Annotated in this window: 23 protein-coding genes; 20 read left to right on the top strand and 3 right to left on the bottom strand. The window is 51.3% G+C overall.

What is annotated here, in order from left to right; all coding sequences use genetic code 11:
• The first annotated feature begins 121 nt into the window (after nucleotides 1-121).
• The 8 genes from AC0YNV_RS21880 to AC0YNV_RS21915 all read left to right on the top strand — a co-directional run bounded on the left by AC0YNV_RS21880 (nucleotide 122) and on the right by AC0YNV_RS21915 (nucleotide 6,685).
• Nucleotides 122-760 carry a nitroreductase family protein gene (locus AC0YNV_RS21880; RefSeq protein WP_475769905.1) on the top strand — a complete coding sequence of 213 codons (639 nt, stop codon included), beginning with the start codon at nucleotides 122-124 and terminating at the stop codon, nucleotides 758-760.
• A gap of 940 nt (nucleotides 761-1,700) precedes the next feature.
• Nucleotides 1,701-2,357 carry a hypothetical protein gene (locus AC0YNV_RS21885; RefSeq protein WP_475769906.1) on the top strand — a complete coding sequence of 219 codons (657 nt, stop codon included), beginning with the start codon at nucleotides 1,701-1,703 and terminating at the stop codon, nucleotides 2,355-2,357.
• 40 nt (nucleotides 2,358-2,397) lie between these two features.
• Nucleotides 2,398-2,664, top strand: a complete 267-nt coding sequence (locus AC0YNV_RS21890; RefSeq protein WP_475769907.1) for a hypothetical protein — start codon at nucleotides 2,398-2,400, stop codon at nucleotides 2,662-2,664.
• A 60-nt stretch (nucleotides 2,665-2,724) separates the two neighbouring features.
• Entirely contained in the window at nucleotides 2,725-3,114 is a 390-nt protein-coding gene (locus tag AC0YNV_RS21895; RefSeq protein WP_475769908.1) for an iron chaperone, read from the top strand.
• Between the two features lie 114 nt (nucleotides 3,115-3,228).
• Nucleotides 3,229-3,372, top strand: coding sequence for a hypothetical protein (locus tag AC0YNV_RS21900; RefSeq protein WP_210044744.1), 144 nt, complete (start codon nucleotides 3,229-3,231; stop codon nucleotides 3,370-3,372).
• A 101-nt stretch (nucleotides 3,373-3,473) separates the two neighbouring features.
• A complete protein-coding gene (gene abc-f, locus AC0YNV_RS21905; RefSeq protein ID WP_475770047.1) occupies nucleotides 3,474-5,417 on the top strand; it encodes a ribosomal protection-like ABC-F family protein in 1,944 nt (647 codons plus the stop codon).
• 224 nt (nucleotides 5,418-5,641) lie between these two features.
• Nucleotides 5,642-5,836 (top strand): DUF3934 family protein, encoded by a 195-nt coding sequence (locus AC0YNV_RS21910; protein WP_475769909.1) that lies wholly within the window; start codon nucleotides 5,642-5,644, stop codon nucleotides 5,834-5,836.
• A gap of 210 nt (nucleotides 5,837-6,046) precedes the next feature.
• The gene (locus tag AC0YNV_RS21915) at nucleotides 6,047-6,685 is read left to right on the top strand and encodes a hypothetical protein (protein ID WP_210044742.1); all 639 of its coding nucleotides are present in this window, start codon (nucleotides 6,047-6,049) and stop codon (nucleotides 6,683-6,685) included.
• Nucleotides 6,686-6,739: 54 nt separating this feature from the next.
• Here AC0YNV_RS21915 and AC0YNV_RS21920 read toward each other — a convergent pair whose 3' ends face one another.
• Together AC0YNV_RS21920 and AC0YNV_RS21925 are read right to left on the bottom strand one after the other, a co-directional pair.
• Nucleotides 6,740-7,351, bottom strand: a complete 612-nt coding sequence (locus AC0YNV_RS21920; protein WP_475769910.1) for a transglutaminase-like domain-containing protein — start codon at nucleotides 7,349-7,351, stop codon at nucleotides 6,740-6,742.
• Nucleotides 7,352-7,384: 33 nt separating this feature from the next.
• The gene (locus AC0YNV_RS21925) at nucleotides 7,385-7,978 is read right to left on the bottom strand and encodes an ANTAR domain-containing response regulator (protein ID WP_210044740.1); all 594 of its coding nucleotides are present in this window, start codon (nucleotides 7,976-7,978) and stop codon (nucleotides 7,385-7,387) included.
• 407 nt (nucleotides 7,979-8,385) lie between these two features.
• Here AC0YNV_RS21925 and speB (AC0YNV_RS21930) point away from each other — a divergent pair, with 407 nt between their 5' ends.
• From speB (AC0YNV_RS21930) to AC0YNV_RS21975, 10 genes are all read left to right on the top strand, one after another.
• Entirely contained in the window at nucleotides 8,386-9,375 is a 990-nt protein-coding gene (gene speB / locus AC0YNV_RS21930) for an agmatinase (RefSeq protein WP_475769911.1), read from the top strand.
• A gap of 56 nt (nucleotides 9,376-9,431) precedes the next feature.
• Nucleotides 9,432-10,409, top strand: coding sequence for an agmatinase (speB, locus tag AC0YNV_RS21935; RefSeq protein WP_379114661.1), 978 nt, complete (start codon nucleotides 9,432-9,434; stop codon nucleotides 10,407-10,409).
• 104 nt (nucleotides 10,410-10,513) lie between these two features.
• Nucleotides 10,514-12,160: an ABC transporter substrate-binding protein gene (locus tag AC0YNV_RS21940; protein WP_475769912.1), complete on the top strand. Its 1,647-nt coding sequence runs from the start codon at nucleotides 10,514-10,516 to the stop codon at nucleotides 12,158-12,160.
• A gap of 27 nt (nucleotides 12,161-12,187) precedes the next feature.
• Nucleotides 12,188-13,189, top strand: coding sequence for an ABC transporter ATP-binding protein (locus AC0YNV_RS21945; protein WP_475769913.1), 1,002 nt, complete (start codon nucleotides 12,188-12,190; stop codon nucleotides 13,187-13,189).
• A gap of 19 nt (nucleotides 13,190-13,208) precedes the next feature.
• Nucleotides 13,209-14,246, top strand: coding sequence for an ABC transporter ATP-binding protein (locus AC0YNV_RS21950; protein ID WP_475769914.1), 1,038 nt, complete (start codon nucleotides 13,209-13,211; stop codon nucleotides 14,244-14,246).
• Entirely contained in the window at nucleotides 14,239-15,189 is a 951-nt protein-coding gene (locus tag AC0YNV_RS21955) for an ABC transporter permease (protein WP_475769915.1), read from the top strand. The genes AC0YNV_RS21950 and AC0YNV_RS21955 overlap by 8 nt, the downstream gene beginning before the upstream one ends.
• Nucleotides 15,190-15,215: 26 nt before the next feature.
• A complete protein-coding gene (opp4C, locus tag AC0YNV_RS21960; protein ID WP_475769916.1) occupies nucleotides 15,216-16,145 on the top strand; it encodes an oligopeptide ABC transporter permease in 930 nt (309 codons plus the stop codon).
• A 44-nt stretch (nucleotides 16,146-16,189) separates the two neighbouring features.
• Nucleotides 16,190-17,482, top strand: a complete 1,293-nt coding sequence (locus AC0YNV_RS21965; RefSeq protein WP_475769917.1) for an MFS transporter — start codon at nucleotides 16,190-16,192, stop codon at nucleotides 17,480-17,482.
• A gap of 294 nt (nucleotides 17,483-17,776) precedes the next feature.
• Nucleotides 17,777-18,499, top strand: coding sequence for an isochorismatase family protein (locus tag AC0YNV_RS21970; RefSeq protein ID WP_475769918.1), 723 nt, complete (start codon nucleotides 17,777-17,779; stop codon nucleotides 18,497-18,499).
• Between the two features lie 100 nt (nucleotides 18,500-18,599).
• Nucleotides 18,600-19,589, top strand: a complete 990-nt coding sequence (locus AC0YNV_RS21975; RefSeq protein ID WP_475769919.1) for an aldo/keto reductase — start codon at nucleotides 18,600-18,602, stop codon at nucleotides 19,587-19,589.
• A gap of 9 nt (nucleotides 19,590-19,598) precedes the next feature.
• Here the strand turns inward: AC0YNV_RS21975 and AC0YNV_RS21980 are convergent, their stop codons facing one another.
• Nucleotides 19,599-20,537, bottom strand: a complete 939-nt coding sequence (locus AC0YNV_RS21980) for a LysR family transcriptional regulator (protein WP_475769920.1) — start codon at nucleotides 20,535-20,537, stop codon at nucleotides 19,599-19,601.
• A 293-nt stretch (nucleotides 20,538-20,830) separates the two neighbouring features.
• Between AC0YNV_RS21980 and AC0YNV_RS21985 the strand changes: the two genes are divergently transcribed.
• Together AC0YNV_RS21985 and AC0YNV_RS21990 are read left to right on the top strand one after the other, a co-directional pair.
• Nucleotides 20,831-21,532, top strand: coding sequence for an isochorismatase family protein (locus AC0YNV_RS21985; protein ID WP_475769921.1), 702 nt, complete (start codon nucleotides 20,831-20,833; stop codon nucleotides 21,530-21,532).
• A gap of 75 nt (nucleotides 21,533-21,607) precedes the next feature.
• Complete coding sequence (locus tag AC0YNV_RS21990; protein ID WP_475769922.1) at nucleotides 21,608-22,315, top strand: isochorismatase family protein; 708 nt, start codon at nucleotides 21,608-21,610, stop codon at nucleotides 22,313-22,315.
• The last annotated feature ends 28 nt before the right edge of the window (nucleotides 22,316-22,343 follow it).

Below are 22,343 nucleotides of genomic sequence, written 5' to 3' on the forward strand. Positions count from 1 at the left end.
CTTATATGGCTTCCACGATGTATTTGCTATAAACCTAGGTTCATAGTTCATAATATAAACATGATAACCAGTGACATGTCTAATGTCAAAAACATCTGGTGTTATCAAAAGGAGAGATAACATGCTGGACCGTATTCAAAACAATGATTTTTCGAATATCATTAAGGGACGACGCACTGTACGCCATTATGAAGAGAATATTAAAATACCGGAAGAAGAATTGAATGACATCATAGCAGAGGCGAGTTTGGCTCCCTCTTCCGCAAATATGCAGCCTTGGCGTGTTGTCATTGTCCATACCCCGGAAGGGAAAAATAAACTGCGCCCGCTGGTGCGTTTCAATACGTTGCAAAATGATACTTCATCTGCCATGTTAATCATTTTGGGTGATACACAAAGCCATTTGAATGTGGAAGAAATTTATGATACAGCCGTTAGACAAGGAAAAATGCCGACGGACGTACGGGATAAACAAGTGGCACAAATTATGAGCATGTATCCGGATCTACCTCGAGAAGTCAGAAGCGAGGTGGCGAAAATTGACGCAAGCCTCTTTGCCATGCAGCTTATGCTAGTGGCTCGCGCACATGGTTATGATACCAATCCTATGGCTGGTTTTGAGCAAGACCAAATTGTAAAAGCGTTTGACTTAGATGAAGAGCGGTATGTACCTGTCATGATCATTTCCATCGGCAAAGCTCAATCAGAAGGACATGAATCTGTACGGTTGCGCAGTGATCAAATTACATTTTGGCGCTAAGTAACGGAGACGTCCGCATGACCGCATTGTTTTCCATATAAGCGAGAGTGATAATTTCCTTTCATGCAAAAAAAGCCGATTGCTCTGAAAAGAAGCAACCGGCTTTTTGCAAAATATCTATAATAAAAGAGAACGACCTGATTTTCTAAATTTTCCATTTCATGAAGGATTACCAATTGAGGGAATGATGATCAATCGGAAGAAACTGAATTTGTTGAGGGGCTGTCCCCTTTGCTGTTTCAACATTCAACAATCGATGAGGAAGGAATATTTTGGTATCGGTAGAATGTATAGAAAGAGGTTTGTATCCTATATTTCTAGGGGCGCGACTAATTGAAGAAGATAATAATGATTCCAATATCACTTATATTCTACTTGTATATTGCTTTATCAAAAGCAAAGGATTGTATTTTGGAGTCTTAGTTTAGTTCATTTACTGCTAACATTCTGGTTATTTCAACTTAATGGGCATTTAGGATCTACAATCGTGAGGAATTGATATCAGCTTAAAACACCGTATTTTGAAAGGATAGATATGAATAAGAATGTAGTGAGAGTTTTATTGGCTTTATTATTTATCATTATTATTTTGAATATCAGCATTCCAAATGACAAGAGGTATATCAACTGGCTTCTTGAGGAACACCAGATTTCATGTTCCGGTGCTAAAATAACAGAGGATTGCACAATAAGAATATTGGATCAGAATAAAAAACTGGATTGGATTTCAAGAGCAAAAACGAATACAGGTATTTACCTGAAAATAAAAGATACGTTCAAAGATCAGAATGGAAATATAAAGGTCATCAAATCCTTAGGGATAATGAATAATTTTTTTAGGAGATAATCTTCCTAGTAGTAAGAGGGTTATTAGTAAAGGGGGGCGTTCGTTTTTTGAGCATAAGTATGTTTGCAAACCCTACAAGAGCAGAGGTGAATAATGTCTACAACGCCCAAAGAAGTGCAATCCAGGACATGGTTTGTACTCTTGACCATATTGGCATCATTAAGCTCAGTGCTGGTTCTTTATATTAATATATTTCGGTGGAGATTAATTTACGAACTTACCCCAATTCTCGAACCGTTTTTAGAAATGATCATTTATGGATTTTTTTATTTAGTTGTTTGTATTTCATTATTATATGGATTAATAAATTTATTAAAAGCAAGATCGCTGAAGAACTTCCAAAAGAAGAAGACCATACCGTTGTTAATCGGCATTAGTATTATTGGTATAAATTATTTTGTTCCTTTGGACAAAATGATTATTAATAGGGACTTTCATCGTTATTTAAGTGAGCGTCTTGAAGTAGTCGATTTAATTGATGAGGGTAAAATCCGAAGTTCGATTAATAAGAGTACGGCCGTATTGCCAGATAATTACGCTCATCTGTCGAAGGGAGGAGGAGAAGTAATCATACTCGGTTCTCCAGATAATAGAGAAGTGATTTTTTTCACGTTTCGTGGGATTTTAGGTAGTTTTTCGGGATTTGTATATACAAGCAATGGTAATGCACCTGATCAACAGTTGATGGGCTCAAAATTTATTGAAGTCAAGAAACATAACGACCATTGGTATTGGTTGAGTGGTATGTAGTGTTATGGGCATCCGGATCGAAGCTGGTCTCTTGAGGTCAATGGACAATGTGGATGATCTCTTTTCAAGATTGACACAAGCTAAGGCGTATACAATAGAGCCTTTTGTTACTCAACTGGAAGTAAATCAATATCGGGATAATAAGTTACATTGGCTCCAAAATAATGATAACGAGCCAAAGATTAAACCGGCATATTTTCACCCAGAGGCTGTTAAGAATTTTATCAATCAAACATCAAATGAACTGAAGGAGCTATTTAAAGTTTGGGGTATCACGTTTATCGAAGATAGCCGGATTATCAGCTAATATCATAATCACGCAGAAATTCAATTAACGTCACGAAAAGGAGTCAAGAAAGGAGAAATCATGGACGGAAACAAAATCACGTATGAATCTGTTGATGAATATATCTCAACATTCCCATCCGAGATTCAGGCAGTGCTTGAAGCGTTAAGGAAAGTGATCCAAGAGGCGGCTCCTGATGCAAAGGAGAAGATAAGCTACCAAATGCCTACATACGCGCAGCATGGGAATTTGGTGCATTTTGCAGCTTACAAAAGCCATATTGGATTTTATCCGGCGCCAAGCGGCATTGTTGCATTCAAGCAGGAGTTATCGAAATACAAAGGGGCAAAAGGGTCCATACAATTCCCTTTGGATGAGCCGCTGCCTTATGAATTAATAAGCAGGATCGTTCAATTTAGAGTGGAAGAGAATATAGAAGCGGCAGCAGCCAAAGTAAAAAAGCAGAGTTAGCTTCCTTTTCTGAGAAATAGGGATACGTTGATCAGACTCACCGCGGGTTCCATTTGCCATATCCCTACGGTCTGTGTTATTTTTAACTTACGAACAATGAAGGGGGTGAGGTAGGTGAATCACGAAATGGTTAACAACCGTATTAGCCAGCTGCCGATTGCTATGGCTGGCATTGTTCATGCATTTTCCGCGAACGGGATCAGTCTGTCCAATGAAGATTATACGTTTGAACCATTCGCGAGAAGACGCCTACCTTAACCACACGGATAGCTTTACCATCCTAAGGGTCGCGGGCTTGTTGCCGCGGCTCTTTTTGTGTATTCAAGCTGGGGTCTTCATCCAACAGGAGGCTCTTAATGATGATTATTGTTAATGTTCAACAGATAAAGAAATACCATGCGGCAAACCTGGTGCTGGACGGGATCACGCTGCAGCTCCATGAAGGCGAGAAAGTCGGTCTGATCGGCCGCAACGGGAGCGGAAAATCCACGCTGCTCCGGTTAATTTCCGGCCTTGAGCAGGCAGATGAGGGTATGCTGACCATCCGGAAGGATATGCAAATCGGCTATTTGCCGCAAATTCCGGCCGAGTTTGAGGAGCTGACTGTATATGAAGTGCTGGCCTATGGCTACCGGGAGCTCACGGCCGCCAAGCAGGAAATGTCGGTGATGGAGCAGCAGATGTCCAGCCCGGAAGCGGCTGTCGATCCGGAAATGATGGAGCGGCTGCTCAAGATGTATGCGCTGCTTCAAGAACGGTTCGAGCAGGCTGGCGGCTATGAAATGGATACGGCCATTGATCAGGTGGCGAGCGGCCTGCAAATCGATCGAAGCCACGACCGGCGAAGGTTCGGCAGTATGTCAGGCGGGGAGAAGACCCGGATTGTTTTGGCATCCCAGCTGGTTGTCCATCCCGATCTGCTGCTGTTGGATGAGCCGACGAATCACCTGGATCTCAAGGGCATCGAATGGCTGGAACAGTTCCTTCAGCGCTATGGCGGCGCATGTGTCATCGTATCGCATGACCGTTATTTTCTTGATGCTGTGGCCACGAAAATGATCGAACTGGAGGACGGCGAAGCCCATACGTATCTCACCAACTACAGCGGGTATATGAAGGAGAAGGAAGAGAGGCTACTGCAGCAGTTCGCGCAGTATCAAGAGCAGCAGAAGGTGATGAAAAAGATGAAAGAGACGATCCGCCAGCTTGAGGAATGGGGGCGTATCGGCGGAAATGAGAAATTCTTCAAACGGGCAGCCTCGATGCGAAAAGCATTGGAGCGGATGGAGGCGGTAAAGCGTCCCGTTCTGGAGCGGAAAACGGCAGACTTCGAGCTGTCTCCCCTTGATCGTTCGGGCCGTAAGGTCATCACATTCGAAGGTGTGGTGAAGCAATTCGGAGATCGGTTGATTTTGGATGGTACTGAGGGAAGTCTCCTCTACGGCGAGAAGGCCGTACTGCTTGGGGATAACGGTTCGGGGAAAACGACGCTGTTCAAGCTGCTTTTGGGCGAAGCTGAGCCGGATGCAGGCGAGATCGTGCGGGGAGCGCGTGTGGAGATCGGTTATTTGGCTCAGCAGGAGCCGCTGGGAGAGAACAAGCAGACGGTACTGGAGTTTTTTCGCACGGAGGGCGCACTGGAGGAAGGCGAGGCGCGGAATGTGCTGGCAAAATATTTGTTCTATGGCGCGGACGTCTTCAAGCCGCTGAACATGCTCTCGGGCGGTGAATGGTCCCGTCTGCGGCTGGCATTATTGGTGAGGCGGAAGCCGAACCTGCTTTTGCTGGATGAGCCGACGAATCATCTTGACGTGGCATCACGTGAAGCGCTGGAGGAAGCGCTGGAGGATTTTCCGGGGACGGTGCTGGCCATTTCCCATGACCGCTATTTTATTAACCGTCTGGCGAAGCGCGTATGGGAGCTGCATCAGGGCAGGATTACCGCTTATCTCGGTAATTATGATGATTTTAAAGAAAAGCGTGGGGAACCGCATATTCAGGAGAGCGCACCGTCGCGTGCAGAGACGCAGGGAGCCAAGACGGCATCCGCTGATCGGCAGCGGCCGGGAGCAGGAACCGTCGCAGCAAGCAGCGGCTCATCCCGGACGGTCGAGCGGAGACGCGAGCAGCTGGAGCTTGAGATTGCTGCAATGGAGACGGAGCTGGCCCGTACCGATGAAGAGCTGCACCATTTCGATCACAGAGGCGATGCTGTCCTGCTTGAAGCGAGATGGCGTGAGCGGGAAGAGAGGCAATCGCAGCTGGATGAGCTCCTGGAAATATGGATGGAGCTGTCGAATTGAAGGTGCTGGTCAAGCGGGGGAGGCTCGTTGCGTCGATAGAATCGGCGAAATTTGATAAGCAGCGCTGTTGTTAGAAGCTGTTGGTGTAGGTTATACTGGTTTTCATTACTGGTGCGAAGTGATAACAATTAGTGATTGAGCCCCGGATGCCCGAATTGGACGAAGGGGCTCCACTTATGTGGGCCATATTAATGGGATGAACGATAATAGATCGGAGTGGTCATATGGCTAAGGGTAAAGGCGGAACAGGCAGAGGGACAGACCGCAAGGGCTGGACCCGATGGGACAAGAGCGCCAAGGCGAAGAGCGCCGTGAAGGTTTTTGGGAAAGGCAAAGGCAAAGGGAAAGCGGCGGAAGCCGGGAAAAGTGATGGCGGTACAGGCGGGAGCGGGGCTGATGGAGCGAAGGGCAGGAGTTGATGAATAACCGTGGATAGGATAAGTCGTTGAAAATGAATATTTGATCTGGCGAGAGAAAGAAACAACCTGCAAAGATGCTTAGGATGTTTCTTTTTTGCTTTTAAACGGGCAATAAACCTTCTGGAGCTGCAAAGAATCTGTTCGCATTTGAATTCCCTTTATTTAAGACTGGTTAGAGTTTAGGCTTTAGCGTTTTGAGGAGGTTGTTCGATGAATCACGTTCAGGCGACCGGTACGTTTATCAAAGTAAACGAACATATTTTCAGGACGGCAGCAGAATTGCGCTTTGGGAATGGATCGGGTAAGAAAATCAAGCTCACTATGTTGAATCCAGGCGGATCGCGGCTATCCGATGAAGAGGAATGGACAAATTTGCTTTGCCAAGACGGCTCCCCCGTTACAGGAACGATTGCCCTCGATCAAACAATGAAAGCAGTTTGCGAAATTATGTATCAGGCACTTCCCGGGTATGAAGGAGTTGTTCGCATTGAAAATCTTTTTAACCTGAGATGCGGCAATCTCGATAAAGCGCTAAAGTTATATTCAGAGCTCAAGAATAAGGGAAGTTACATCAAAGTTATTGAAACGGATCTTCATTCCATGTCGGCCGGAACTTACGTTTGCAATTGGGTTGGCTGGTCATTGAAGGAACATAGCTTGCTGAATAAAAGAAAGCGGGAGGTATTCGACTTGTTAAGCGTGGAAAAATCCGGTATTCCAAGGATTGGTAAACACCGGAATGACAATGTTGACAGTATTCATATGTGGCATGTCCGTCCGCAGTTGAAGGTACAAGCAGAAGCGTACAAAACGTTCATCGTTCCTTTATTGCAGCGTTCTTTAATTTAGCAGATTCTTGATAGGATTAACAATGGGTTCATGGGCCAAGAGGCGCCGGGACGATCACAGCTCTACCGGCAAATCATAAAGATACATCCGCAAGCAATCCGTATTTCTCCTCAGCGCGTCCATCGTTTTCCGGTTGGGCGCTGCAAACAGAACCGGATAATCCTCCTCGCCATATTCCGCCCGGACAGGGAAGGCCAGCTTTTCTTCCGTAATGGAAAATGCAGCATGGACGCCAGCCTTATTGCCGCGGGCGTCCAGACGAATCCATCGCTGCTGCGCAGTAAGATAGACGCCGTTCAGAGCATGGATACAGTACCCGGTCTCCGGCGTATCGCCAATCGTCAGCTTCTGATAGCAGAAACCTGCCGGAATCCCCTGCAGCCGGAGCAGTGCGGCCAGCAGATTCGATTTTGCGTAACAGATGCCCTCCCGGTGGAACAATACCTCCGAAGCCTTCCTGGTGATGCGGCTGCTCTGGATATCCCAGGAATGCGAGACTTCGTCCCTCACGAATTCATAAGCGGTCCTGATCCGGGAGTATTCATCCTCATCCCCGTTTGCAAACAATCTGCTGACTAACCGTTCAATCTCAGGGTGATGATAATCAACTTCTTCTGTTTCCTCTACATAATTGGACAAGTATGGGGATTCTGCGATTAGCTGCAAAGGGTCTCCCTCCTGAACGGGTTAATAGGGGTGCTAGCCATTTCTTCGCGAGGGTGTCCGTTCCATGGGACGCCGGCTGTCCTGAACGCCTGCCAGAACGGATTGGGCCACATCCACGAGCTTTCTTCTTTCCGCCATCGCTTGGGTGCGCATCATCTCGTAGGCCTTGGTTTCGCTCATATTATTAATGGTGCTAAGCATGATCTTGGCATTGTCTACCACCTTGCGCTCCTCGAACTTGGTAGCCAGAAAGGAATATTCCCGCTCGAGATGAAGCCGCCTTTGGTAGTTTTTGATGCTGACCAGCAGCGACCATTGAAGCTCGTTATCGTTCATGCCGCAGCAGAGCACCCCGTCGATCTTGTCATGGGGAACGGCTGTTGCAGGCTTCCTCTCCTCACACCACCATACAAGCGGCACATTATAGTGATTATTGGCCTCATAAAGCCACTGTTTGAGCCGGCAGGCCGGGACGTCGAGCACCATGAATTCGAACCGGGTTGATTTTAATGTATCCATCGCATTTGCTTCAATAGAGGATACCCTGTAATTCAGTTCCTTCAATTTCTGATCAACCCGGCACTTGGGGGTCGGGATATCATGTACATGCAACACTCTAGTCTTCATCGTAATCATCACCTCGGGCATAGGATAATAATAAACGAGTTATATATGTGTTAAGTATCGATCATTTTCTATAGGAATGTCAACATCGATGTAATATTATGCAGCTGGGAAAGTTTGATTCCATTAACGGCGTAATTTATATGTTAAATATGTTGACATTACCAAAAAAATCTCCTATACTAGCCATATCAAACAACTGCATATCACAAATTCCCACCCGGTGGGGATTTGTAAAGGCAAAGAGGCCACTTCTCAAAGAAGGGCCTCTTTTTGTCTTTTATTAGAAGAAACGGCTGACACGGTCCTCTGACTGTTAAAGCAGGCTTCTTCCACACGGAAACATCAGAAGGGTGAGGCTGCATCGTAACCTTTCTGAATATTGCGAAAACAAGGATGGAGTGATGGGGATGAAGTACCGCCCGCAAATCGAGATTGGTACAGGTAAGCCGCAGTTCGCAGGGATTTATACGTTTATGCACCTGCCGCATGTTCAAACGCTGGAGAATGTGGATTATGCCGTAATTGGCGTGCCGTTCGATACGGGAGTCAGCTATGCGGTCGGCGCCCGCTTCGGTCCTTCCGCCATACGCACCATGTCGCAGCGGATTATGCCGATATCCAGGCATCATCAGATTAATACCTCCGACTATTTGTCGGGTATCGATTATGGGGATCTTAAGGTCTACCCGGCTTATATCGAACAATCCTACACGATTATTGAAGAACAGCTGAAGCCGGTCTTCGAGGCGGGAATCGTCCCGATCCTGCTTGGCGGCGACCATTCGATTTCATTGCCCCATCTGAGAGCTGCCGCTGCCACCCATGGTCCGGTATGTCTGGTTCATTTTGACTCCCACTCGGATACGGGACGCTCGGATACGCCAGAACGGATGTGGTCGCATGGCGCGGTGTTCAGCTATGCCGTGGACGAGGGGCTGCTCGATGCAGAGCACTCCATTCAGATGGGGATGAGGGGTACGGCGTATCGGGCAGGCAATCTGGATGAAGCCCGGAAGATGGGCTTCGAGGTCATGACGACAGATGATGTGCGTGCCATCAGCATTCCGGAGCTCTGCGAGAAGGTCAAGCAGCGGGTTGGGGATCGGCCCGTATTCCTCACCTTCGACATCGACTTCCTCGATCCGGTGTATGCACCGGGAACGGGCACGCCGGAGGTTGGCGGGTTCACCACCTATGAAGCGCAGCAAATGCTGCGGGGTCTGGCAGGGATCAACTTCATTGGCTTCGATTTGGTGGAAGTGCTGCCGGACCGTGATTCCAGCAGCGTCACGGCGCTTAATGCCGCTAATATTGCGTTTGAGTTTGTCAGTCTGCTGGCAGTCAGACGGCGCCTTGAGGGGGCTTCGGGGATTCAGGAGGAAGCCCCGGCCCTATAGCAAGCGAAAGTCGAATCACATGCATGATCCAAAAAAACATAAGGGAGAGGATCCACTTGTATCGTCCTCAAATTGAAATGGGTAGACCGTTGTTCGCCGGCATTCATACTTTTATGCATTTGCCTCATATACAGACCTTGGAAAATGTAGATTTTGCAGTAATCGGCGTGCCGTTCGACACCGGCGTGAGCTATGCAGTAGGCGCCCGCTTCGGCCCTTCCTCGATCCGCACCATGTCGCAGCGGATCCGGCCGATATCGGTCGTTCATGACATTAATATTTCCGATTACCTCTCGGGTATCGACTATGGAGACCTGAAGGTGTATCCGGGGTACATTGAACAATCCTATCAAATTATAGAAGAACAGCTGACTCCTATCTTCGAAAAAGGCATTGTGCCGATCATGCTCGGCGGCGACCATTCGATCTCCTTGCCTCATCTGCGGGCGGCTGCGAAGAAGCATGGTCCGGTATGTCTGGTCCACTTTGACTCCCATTCCGATACGGGACGCTCCAAGTTCCCTGAGCGGATGTGGTCGCATGGCGCGGTATTCAGCTACGCCGTTGACGAGGGATTAATTGATGCCCAGCATTCCATCCAGATGGGCATGCGGGGAAGCACCTTCAAGGCAAGCGGGCTGGACGATGCGAGAGAGATGGGCTTCGAGGTAATGACGACCGACGATGTCCGGCAGCTCAGCATACCGGAGCTGTGCGAGAAAATTAAGCAGCGTGTTGGCGACAGGCCGGTGTTCCTGACCTTTGATATTGATTTCCTTGATCCTGTCTATGCTCCGGGTACAGGTACGCCGGAGGTCGGCGGATTCACAACCTATGAAGCGCAGCAGATGCTGCGGGGTCTGGCTGGTCTGGACTTTATCGGCTTTGATCTGGTGGAGGTGCTGCCGGATAGGGATTCGAATCAGATTACAGCCTTGAATGCAGCTAATATTGCGTTTGAGTTTGTAAGCCTCCTGGCAGTCAGGCGGCGCATGGACAGCATGACTGAACTGCAAAGCGGGATTACGGTGTAGAAGACCGGTGAAAAGCCTGGCAGCCCGCGCATATCCGTCTTCGGGTATTCGCGGGGGCCTTCCGGATCAGGTGAGGCAGTTCACACACAAAAGGGGATAGATGGATGAGGAGACTATATAAACAATGGGCCGTGTTATCGCTATTGACTGCATTGCTGGTCACCGGTTGCAGTTCAGGCGGCAGTAAGACTGAAGGAACTGCGCCCGCCGCGGGTAATGCCGGCGGTACAGCAGCCGCAGTCAAAAACCAATTGAATATCGGGATTACCAATCCCCCGCTTATGTTCAACCCGATTGATTCGGACGGCAGCGGCTCAAGCGGAGCGGTGTTCGCGTACCGTTACTTCTTCGATTCCCTGGTCAAGACCGTCGGGCCGCTCGATTTCAAGATGATGCTGGCTGAATCCTTTGACACCAAGGACGATCAGACCTTCAGCATCGCGATTAATCCGAATGCGAACTGGACGGACGGCAAGCCGGTAACGGCTTATGACGTTGAATTTACATTGAATCTGATTGCCAATCCCGCTACCATCACGACACAGCGTTCTGCAATCTTCGCATTGGATGGACTTAATGAGAAGGGGATGCTGCCGGAAGGCCAAGAGAAGCTGAGCTCGGTTAAGGTCATTGACGACAAGCATCTGGAGATCAAGACGGCGAGTCCGGTCGATCCTAATCTGATTTATGAGCGGTTCTCCGATGTGTTAATCGTTCCGAAGCATGTATTGGAGAATGTCGATCCGGTCCAGCTGAACCAGAATCCGTTCTGGAGGAATCCGAACGTCACATCGGGCGCTTATAAATTCGTGAAATATGAGAATAAGGCTTATGTCGAGCTGGCTGCCAATGCTGATTACTACAGAGGCGCGCCGAAAATCGAGAAGGTGTTCATCAAAATTATGCCGGCAGCGAACATCGTCGCCCAGCTTCAGTCCGGCGAGCTGGATATGAACGCCGCGCAGGGAACCGGGAATATTCCGGCCGCGGAATGGAAGACGGTGAAGACCTTCGCGAACCTCAAAACAAGCGAGGAACAGACGCGGCGCTACAACTCCATTGAGATCAATACGGAGCGCTTCCCGGATAAGAAGGTCCGACAGGCGCTTGCTTACGCAATCGACCGCCAGATGATCGTGGACCAGTTAATGCCGGAAGCCGGCGAGCTTCAGGACGGTCCGTACGCGAATTCCCATCCGTATCACGACAAGAATGTGAAGAGCTACGGGTATGATCCCGAGAAAGCGAAGCAGCTGCTGGCGGAAGCGGGCTTTGATATGAAGAAGCAGATCGAGCTGATTGTGCCTACCGGCGACCGTACACGCGAAATGGCGGGAAATATCATACAGCAGAATCTGCAGGCAATCGGGCTTAAGGTGAAACAGACCAATTATGATTTTCCGACGACAGTTTCCTATCTGATCAAGGGTGAATTCGATCTGACGCTCAGCAGCTTCGGGAGCATCATGGACCCGGATGGACCCGCTACCGTCTACCGCTCGACAGCAGCTCTGAACGATATGAGATTCAAGAATGCACGGGTGGATGAGCTGTTCAATCTGGGGATGAAAGAGACGGATAAAGACACGCGCTTCAAGCTGTACTCCGAGCTGCAAAATCTGATTCAGGAAGAAGTGCCGCTTATCACGATCTATTCGGAATTTAATCTCATGGCGCTGTCTAAGGATGTTCAAGGCAAGGGCGGCGTCGTGGACGGCATGCATTATGACGTGAATGAATGGTCCCGTTAAACCAATAACGAAAACAGGGTGAGGCAAATGGGCAATCTCTTGGAAGTCAGGCAGCTTCGAACGGCCTTTCGCACGGAGGACGGGGAAGTGACCTCGGTGGATGATGTGAGCTTTTCCCTCGAGCAGGGTGAAATTCTGGGAATCGTAGGGGAATCCGGCTGTGGCAAAAGCGTGACCTCGCTGTCCATTCTGAAGCTGCTCGGACGCAATGGTTACATCAAGAGCGGATCGGTCATGTTCCAGGGCCAGGACCTTGCGGCTTTGTCCGAGAAGGAGCTGGAAGCGATCCGCGGCAAGGATATTGCGATGATCTTCCAGGATCCGATGTCTTCGCTGAATCCGGTATACACGATCGGCAATCAGCTGACGGAGTCGATCCGGCTGCATCTGGGGCTTGACCGCAAGGAAACCAGGAAGCTGGCTGTAGAGCTTCTGAAGAAGGTGGGATTCGCAAGGGCGGAGGAGTTGATGGGGCAGTATCCCCATACGCTCTCCGGCGGGATGAAGCAGCGTGTCATGATCGCCATCGCGCTGGCCTGCCGGCCAAAGCTGCTCATTGCCGACGAGCCGACAACCGCCCTGGACGTTACGATCCAGGCCCAGATTCTGGAGCTCATCAACACGATCCGCAAGGACGCGAACACTTCCATTATGCTCATCACGCATGATCTGGGAGTCGTTGCCGAGATGGCGGACAGGGTCATTGTCATGTATGCCGGCCAGGTGGTGGAGGAGGCGGATATATTCGAGCTTTTCGACCGGCCCAAGCATCCCTACACCGTTGGATTGATGGGCTCCATTCCGCATATTGAGTTAAGCGACGAGAAGCTGAGCTCCATACCAGGAACGGTTCCTTCGCTGCGCGACATGCCGGCCGGCTGCCGTTATCAGGCGAGATGCCCGATGGCAGCCGAGAAATGCGGGGAGGCCCCGCCTCTTGTCGAGGTGAGGGAAGGACATAAGGTACGCTGTTGGTTCGCAAACGGGAAGAAGACGCATCACGACTTCAAGCAGGTCGTACAACTTTAACGGGAAAAGGGGAATTGCGATGCTGACGACGATAAGACCGGAAATGGCTTTGTCAGAGCCTCTTTTGAAGCTCGAGGGCGTGAGGAAATATTACCCCATCAAGAAGGGCGTGTTCTCAAGGACGGTTGGCCAGATCAAAGCGGTGGACGGCATCGATCTGAATATCTATCCCGGTGAAACCGTAGGGCTTGTCGGGGAGTCGGGCTGCGGCAAATCGACCCTTGGGCGGAGCATCATCAAGCTGGAGGAATTGACGGAGGGCCGCGTTCTCTATCAGGGGCAAAATCTGGCGCCCATGAGCATGTCGCAAATGCGCAGTCTGCGCACGGACATTCAAATGATCTTTCAGGATCCCTATTCATCCTTGAACCCGCGCAAACGGATTGTGGATCTGATGACCGAGCCGATGAAATTGCTGCTTGGCCTCAGTGAATCGGGCGCCGTGCGCCAGGCGGCCGAGCTTATGGAGGTTGTGGGATTGTCGGCCCAGAGCCTGGGCAAATACCCGCATGAATTCTCCGGCGGCCAGCGTCAGCGCATCGGCATCGCAAGGGCTGTGGGACTGAAGCCGAAGCTGATCGTATGCGACGAGCCGGTGTCCGCGCTTGATGTGTCCATTCAGGCGCAAATTCTGAATCTGCTGAAGGACCTGCAGAAGCAGTTCCATCTCACGTACCTGTTTATCGGCCATGGACTGGGAGCGGTCAAATATATGAGCGACCGGATTGCCGTGATGTATTTGGGGAAAATCGTCGAGCTTGCCCCGACGGACATGATATTTAACGCGCCTAAGCATCCCTATACGAGAGCGCTGCTGGATGCCTATCCCGTGCCTGACCCGCATTCAAGAAACAAGCCGCGCATCGTTCTGGAGGGAGATGTGCCAAGTCCGGCCTCCCCGCCAAGCGGCTGCAGCTTCCACACCCGCTGCCCGATGGCTACGCAGCAGTGCAGAGAGCAGGAGCCCGCTTTGACAGGACAACAGGAGCTTGTCGCCTGCCACTATCCGCTAATGGATGATGCTGCCGTCCGGATTGCAGCTGTTGCCCATGGTTAATTATATCATCCGCCGGCTGCTGATCTCGATTCCGGTACTGCTTGGTGTTACCTTCCTGAATTTTGTCCTCATTAATATGGCGCCCGGAGACCCCGTCGACATGTATGTCAATCCGGATGTATCGGAAGCGGATAAGGAGATCCGCCGGGCGGCGCTCGGACTGAATGATCCTTTTATGCTGCGTTATGTCAAATGGCTGTGGCTGCTGGTCCACGGGGATCTCGGACATTCCTTCAGCTCGTTTCAGCCGGTCACCCAGATGATCGCCGAGCGTCTTCTGCCGACGCTGATTTTGATGGGAACATCCATCCTGTTCGGTTATTTGATCGCCATTCCGATTGGAATCTACTGCGCGGTCAAGCAGAATACGAAGTTTGATTATCTCATGTCCGCCGGTTCCTTCATGGGCGTATCGATTCCGAGCTTCTTCCTGGGGCTTGGCCTGATTTATGTATTCGGCGTACAGCTTGGCGTGCTGCCGACCGGAGGGATGAATACGATGGGCGGAACGGGCGGCTTCTGGGATTCGCTCAAGCATCTGATTCTCCCGACGGTCACGCTTGGAACCGGCATAGCCGGGGGGATGGTGAGGTATGTCCGCTCAAGCGTCATGGAGGTGCTGGGGCAGGATTATCTCCGGACGGCAAGGGCCAAGGGAGTCAGCGCATTTAAGGTTGTTAACAAGCATGCGCTCAAGAATGCGCTCATCCCCGTCATTACGATCGCAGGACTGGATATTCCGATCCTGATCGGCGGCGCCGTGATTACAGAAAGCATTTTTCAATGGAATGGAATGGGACAGCTGACCATCCAGGCGATTTTCTCCCGCGATTTCCCGCTGCTGATGGGGGTTAATATGCTTGCGGCTCTGACGGTGCTTACCGCCAATCTATGGTCGGATGTAATGTATGCGGTCGTAGATCCGCGAATCAAATACGATTAATTCTCACGCGAAGGGAGGAAAACAAAATGACGCCTGAGCTGCAAAAAGAAATGAACGCGCCGGATTCTCTGCTCGCCTTTCTGAAGCCCGAGCCGGTCGTGTATAAGTCCGACAGTTATATGAAGCTGATTGCCAGGCGGTTCGTCCGGCATAAAATGGCTGTAGCCGGGCTTGTCGTATTCGCCCTGTTGATTCTGATCGGCATCTTCGCTCCCTGGATCGCGCCTCATGATCCCAATATAATCGGCAATGCTTTCTCTGCCGCTCCATCCGCAGCACACTTGCTCGGAACGGATCAGGTAGGACGCGATGTGCTCAGCCGTCTCATTTATGCGACGCGGGTATCTCTGACAGTGGGTGTAGTTACCGTTGCCATCTATATGGTGGTCGGGATTATTATCGGTGCCATTGCCGGCTATGTGGGCGGATGGGTGGATATGGTGATCAACCGGATCATCGATGTGTTTATGTCTTTCCCCAGCCTGATGGTCATATTGGTGCTGGTTACGGTCCTGGGTACGGGCTTATCCAATATTATTATTGTACTCGCTTTGCTTGGTTGGCCGGCTGTAGCGAGGCTTGTCAGGGGCAGTGTGCTCTCCTTGCGGCAGACGGAATTCGTCAAGGCCGGCGTTGCGCTGGGGCTGAACACGCCGCGGCTTATCTTCGGTCATATTCTTCCGAATGCGATGGGGCCGATTCTGGTCAATGCGACGTTTGGCGCGGCAGCAGCCATTTTGTCCGAATCCTCGCTGAGCTTCCTGGGCATGGGGGTTCAGCCTCCCACTGCGAGCTGGGGCAATATGCTCAATGCCGCCCAATCCATCACGGCCCTGCAGAGCCAGCCCTGGCTGTGGATTCCGCCGGGCGTGATTATTGTGATTTCGGTGCTCTCGATCAATTTCATAGGCGACGGCATCCGCGATGCCATGGACCCGAAGAAAATCAACGCTTAATACGGGGTGAAAATAACCTTAAATTCTAAAAATGGTGGTCCAACATGAAGCCTAATCTGCTAATGTTTCAATCCTTGTCCGTCCTGCGGACATTCCCGAGAGATGCCTTGTTCTTCCTGATGGCAAGCTTCGTCAATTCGACCGGAAAGGCCATTATGTGGCCGCTCACCACCCTGTACGTGCATAATGTCATGGGCAAGTCGTACGGGGAAGCGGGTTTGATCCTGCTGTATCAGGCGCTGGCAAGTGTAGTCGGAGAATTTATTGGCGGCAATTTGTATTACCGCGTCGGGCCCAAAACGCTGATCACGGCAGCCTTCACCGTTTCCTCCGCAGCCTTGTTTACCATTGCCTTTACGCATAACTGGCCTCTCTATATGGTGCTTGTCTGCCTGCTTGGCATATCCAACGGGATCTCCATGCCCTCCATGAACGCCTATGTAGGGTTCCGGTGGAAGGAGCATCGGCGCAAGCTCTATAATGTCATGTACGTGTGCAATAATTTCGGCTTATCGATCGGCGCGATGGTCGGCGGGCTGATTGCTTCGATTTCCTTCTCCTTCACCTACATGCTGACGGGAGGCACGACGTTTCTGTTCGCTGTGTTTCTGTTCTTCTTTATGAAAGAAAGCGCTCCGGCTGACCTGCTTGCCGATGCGGGAGATGGCGGTAAGCCCGGGCGGAGATCGCGCGGCGCTTCCGGCCCGATTGAGATGGATCGGATAAAGCTGCTCAAAAATTTCCGGATCTATTTGTTTCTGGCCTTCGGGTCGATGTTCTTCTGGCTGTCGTTCACCCAGTGGTCGACCGGAGTGGCTCCTTATATCGACCAGAAAGGGCTGGATCTGAAGTATTACAGCCTGCTCTGGACGATCAACGGCGTCGTCATCCTGGTGGGTCAGCCGCTCACCAGCTGGATCAAGAAGCATGCTGCCCCGGATATCGTGAGGCAGATGGTCATCAGCGCCATATTTACCGTGTCGGCTTTCTCGTTTGTACTCGTCTTCCACGAATACTATATTTATCTGGTCGTCGGCATGATTCTGGCCACTTTGGGGGAAATGATGCTGCTGCCCACCATCCCGACCTTCTTCTCGGAGCGGACGGGAGCTTACGCGCCGTTCTATATGGGCTTGGCCGGAGGCTTTGCCAATCTGGGGCGTATGGTCGGTCCGCTGATGTTCGGCCATGCGTTCGATTTATGGGGAATCGTTCCGGTGTTCCTGATCGGCACCATCGCTTCCATTGCCGCGCTGCTCATGTTCTATATTCATGCAAATATGAACAAGGAGCCGGATCCATTGCCGGAGCTGGAGCTGCGCACGTCTTCGTTGTAGGGAAAATAGCCGGCATTCGCGAGCGCGCATCACTCCCGGTGCGCGCGCATGCTGCTGTATAATGATGGCCGGACCGATGCCTTTAGGTAAGAGCCGGCTAGGGATTATTTGACGCAAAAACAAGAGCTCAAGCCGGATTCGGCTTGAGCTCTATGTTATTTAATCAGCTGACATAACGAATATGAATTCGCTTTCATTCAAAAAACCGCAAACCACATTCAAATCCGCACATTTACACGCTTTTTCCAGTCGATTACGATAAAGCTGAAACTAAATGACTCGGAGGGATGCGTAATGACCAAGTTAAGTTGGTACGATTTTATGACCGAGCAGGACAAAGCACATGATGAGCTTCTCGGCAAGAAAGAGCTCGCCGGATTTGGCGAGACGCCGGCATTGGTGCTGATCGACATCTATTACAGCGTGCTTGGCTTTCAGCGGCTGCCGATTATGGAGTCCGTACAGACATGGCCGATGAGCACGGGCCTCGAAGGCTGGGAAGCGGTGGACCGGACGGTCACGCTGCTCGCATCGGCGCGCAAGAACGGCATTCCCGTCATTCATGTGAAGGGTCTGCATACCGGCGTCAACACCTGGTCGCGGGGCGGCAAGAAGCGCCGCGATTTCTCCAGGCTGACGGAGGAGATGATGATCAAGGGACGGGAGATCGTCGAAGAGGTCAAGCCGCTGCCGGGAGAGCTTGTCATCGAGAAGGCGGCCGCAAGCGCCTTTCACGGAACGCCTCTGCTGTTTCAGCTGGTCAGCCTCGGCATCGATACGGTTATCGCCTGCGGCGAGACGACAAGCGGCTGCGTAAGAGCTTCGGTCGTAGATGGTGCCACCTACCGCTTTAAGATGGGCGTTGTGGAAGAGTGCGTGTTTGACCGGACGCAGTCCTCACATTATATGAATTTGTATGATATGCACCAGAAATATGCGGATGTCGTGGATCTTGGCTATGCTACCCAATATTTCGATACGATCGGCAGCAGGAGCGGACAAACCGTTACGGCCTGATTCGCAGTGTAAGCTTGAAGAAAGGGGCGTGCTTCATCCTTGGGCAGGATGGGTGCGTCCCTTTGGGTATTTTAGGGACTATAGAGAGGCGGGAACAGCAATGGAGCATCGGCAGCTTGGGAACAGCGGCTTGCGCGTGTCGCAAATTTCGCTGGGGTGCATGGCCTTCGGTCGCTGGATCGGAGAGAAGGAATCCGAAGCGGTAATGGATGAAGCGATCGAGGCGGGTGTTACGCTATTCGATACGGCGGATATTTACGGCAAAGGGATGGACAACGGCAACCCGCTTGATTCGGGGGAATCGGAGACGATTTTAGGCCGCATATTGAAGGGCCGCAGACCGCAGATCCTGCTCGCCACGAAGGTGAACGGCCGTACCGGCACAGGGGTAAATGATGCGGGACTGAGCCGGTTTCACATCTTTCGCGCCATTGAGGCAAGCCTTCGGCGGCTGCGGACGGATTATATCGATTTGTACCAGGTGCACCGCTTTGACCCGCATACCCCGCTTGAAGAGACATTGGGCGCCTTGCATGATTTGATCGCGCAGGGCAAGGTGCGCTATATCGGCTGCTCCAATTATGCCGCCTGGCAAATAGCCAAAGCGCATGGCATCAGCGCCGTGCATCGCTGGCATCGATTCATTTCTGTTCAGCCGCCATACAGCCTGCTCAGCCGCGGTATCGAAGAGGAGCTTCTTCCGTTCTGCGCCTCGGAAGGCGTCGGCGCAATCGTATACAGTCCGCTGGCCCGTGGCCTCCTGACCGGCAAATACCAACAGGGCCAGGAGGCTGCATCCGGAACGAGAGCGGCGGCGGGGGATCGTGCGCTCATGCGGCTGCTGGATGAGCCGGAGAATTTCCGTATTGTCGAAGAGCTGCAGGCCTATGCGGAACTGGAGAATATGAGCCTGCCGCAGCTGGCGCTCGCATGGGTTCTTGCCCGGAAGAGGGTCGCGGCTGCGATTGTGGGGGCATCCAGGCCGGAGCATATCCGGCAGGCTGTTCAGTATGCCGATACCAGGCTGTCAGGCGCGCAGCTTGATGCGATTGAGCGGATAGCTTCACGGGGGCAGGCGCCGGAGCGTTGACGGCAAGCTTCAGCTTGCGCCTGTCTTGTGGAAAGTCGCGAGAGCGGCGTTTGTCTGGGGCTTCCGGTTGATCCGGTCCTCGAAATGCTTGATGAACAAATAATCCAGACTGTGAAGCTCATTCTCGCGGTAGGTGACAAACACCTGGCTGAGCGGGAAAGGATTGTCTTCAATTTCCAGCTGGACCAGCTCCTTGTCGTTAATCTCCTGCAGCATATAGGCGCTGCCGGACAGAAACACGCCTGCATTGCGTTTGAGAAAATGCTTGATGAGCTGAAGGTTGTTTGTTTCCAGCTTCGCCTGATAAGTCAGATTGAACTGGTTCAGCGTCACATCGATCATGTTGCGGTACTGGGTTTCCTTCGGGTAAGTCAGTATCGGCTCCTGCAGGATCTCCTCCAGCGTAACCGACTTGCGCTTGGCAAACCGGTGCTCCGGCGACACGAACAGCATCGCCTTCTCGCTCAGGACCGGGCGGTACGTCAAGTTGCTGTCATTACTCGTGTAACGGGTGATGCCCAGCTGAAAATGCTGGTTTTTCATTAGCCGGACCAGCTCGCTGGAGGCATAGGTGTACACCTTGATGGATACATGGGGATAATCCTTGCTGAAGGATTCCATCACATCGGGCAAAATATAAGCGGCGAAGGAATTGTTGCAGCCGATGGACAGCTTGCCCTTCAATCCTTCGCCAACCCGTTCCACGGCTTCCTGTCCTTCCTTCAACGTCCCCAGAATACGCCGCGCGTAAGGCAGGAATGCCTTGCCTTCCTCTGTCAGCCTGACCTTGCCTTTGCCTCGAATGAGCAGCGATTTGCCCAGCTCCTTCTCCAACTGGTTGATCCGGTGGGAAACAGTCGGTTGAGGCAGATACAACAATTCCGCTGCCTTCTTGTAGCTTCCGCTTTGATAGACTGTCAGAAACGTTGAGATTTGCTCCAAGTTCATGATCCCAGATTCCTCCTGTATTTTATTGTTAGTATTCTTAACGCAAGTCTAACAAAATTACAACATATTAACAATGGAATTCAATGTATAATAGTCAGAAAATTCGTTCATGTATCCGCTATCATTCGTTTTATGAATAAAACCATTCAAAACCGATTATTTACCCCTCCAATAATCAACTGTATGATGAGGTCATCACAAGAACGAATAAGAAAGAAGTTAGTTTCGAGTTAGATTTTATAACGCAAAATGTTTGATGAGGATAGCCGTCTAAATCAAGAGGAGGAGTAGGAATGAATTCAAAAGGGTGGGAAAAGTATTTTTCGGAGCGTGACAAGCAGCACAATCAGCTGACAGGCAAGAAGGAACCGGCTGGCTTCGGGGAGAAACCGGCGCTGCTGCTGATCGACATTTATTACAGCGTGCTGGGAACGAAGAGAGAACCGATCTTTGAATCGATGAGCTCCTGGCCGGGCAGCACAGGGCTGGAAGGCTGGGCCGCCGTGGACAAAACCGCGGAGCTTGCAGCTGTAGCCCGGGAGGCCGGAATACCGGTCATCCATGTGAAAGGGATGCAGAGCGGCATCACCCCGTGGATTCACCGCAAATCCCGTCCATCCGCCCAAACGGAGGAGCAGCGCAGCATTGGATTCGAGATTGTCGACGAGGTAAAGCCGGCCAGCGGCGAGCTGGTCATTGAGAAAACGGCTCCGAGCGCATTTCAGGGCACGCCTCTCCTGTTTCAGTTAATCAGCCTCGGCATCGATACGGTCATCTGCTGCGGCGAAACGACCAGCGGCTGCGTCAGAGCCTCCGTCGTGGATGGCGCAACGCACCGGTTCCGGATGGGCGTCGTAGAGGAGTGTGTGTTCGACCGGACGGAAGCCTCCCACTGGATGAATCTGTACGACCTGAATCAGAAATATGCCGATGTCGTGATGCTGGATTCCGTCAGAGACTACTTCCGCAAGGTGGGCGCCAAGGTAACGGTTTAGGTGCCAAATGATGACCATTAATCAAAACCAAGTGCAGAGCATGAAACGTAAATCAAATTTCAGGAGGTCATGGACATGTATGGATGGGAACCGTATTTAAGCGAGCGGGACAAGGAACACGATAAGCTGTGGGGCAAGAAGGAGCTGTATGGCTTCGGAAGCAAGCCCGCTCTGGTACTGATCGATATTTACTACAGTGTGCTGGGCCTCAAGCGGGAGCCGATCTTCGAATCCATGCAGATGTGGCCAAGCAGTACGGGGCTGGAAGGCTGGGAGGCGGTCGATAAAACGGCTGAGCTGCTGGCGGTGGCCCGCGAGAACGGCATTCCGGTCATTCATGTCAAAGGACTGCACAGCGGAGTGAACCACTGGGGCAGGAGAAGACGCAAGCAGGTGGAGATGTCGCCGGAAATGCGGCATCGGGGCACGCAAATCGTCGACGAGGTGAAGCCTCTGGATAATGAGCTTGTGATCGAAAAAGCTGCGCCGAGCGCATTCCACGGCACGCCGCTAACCTTTCAGCTGATCAGCCTCGGCATCGATACGGTTATTGTGGCAGGGGAAACCACGAGCGGCTGCGTCCGCGCATCCGTCGTCGACGGAGCGACCCAGCGGTTCCGGATGGGCGTCGTCTCGGAATGCGTTTTCGACCGGACGGAGTCCTCCCATTATATGAACCTGTACGATATGCATAACAAATATGCCGATGTCGTGTTCCTGGAAGATGCCAAGGCGTATTTTAACGGCATCGGAGCGGCCAACAAACAGAAAATCCACGCGTAGCGTAAAAAAGGATAACGCTGCTGCCGGT

The organism is Paenibacillus sp. JT31N11, from assembly GCF_056269285.1.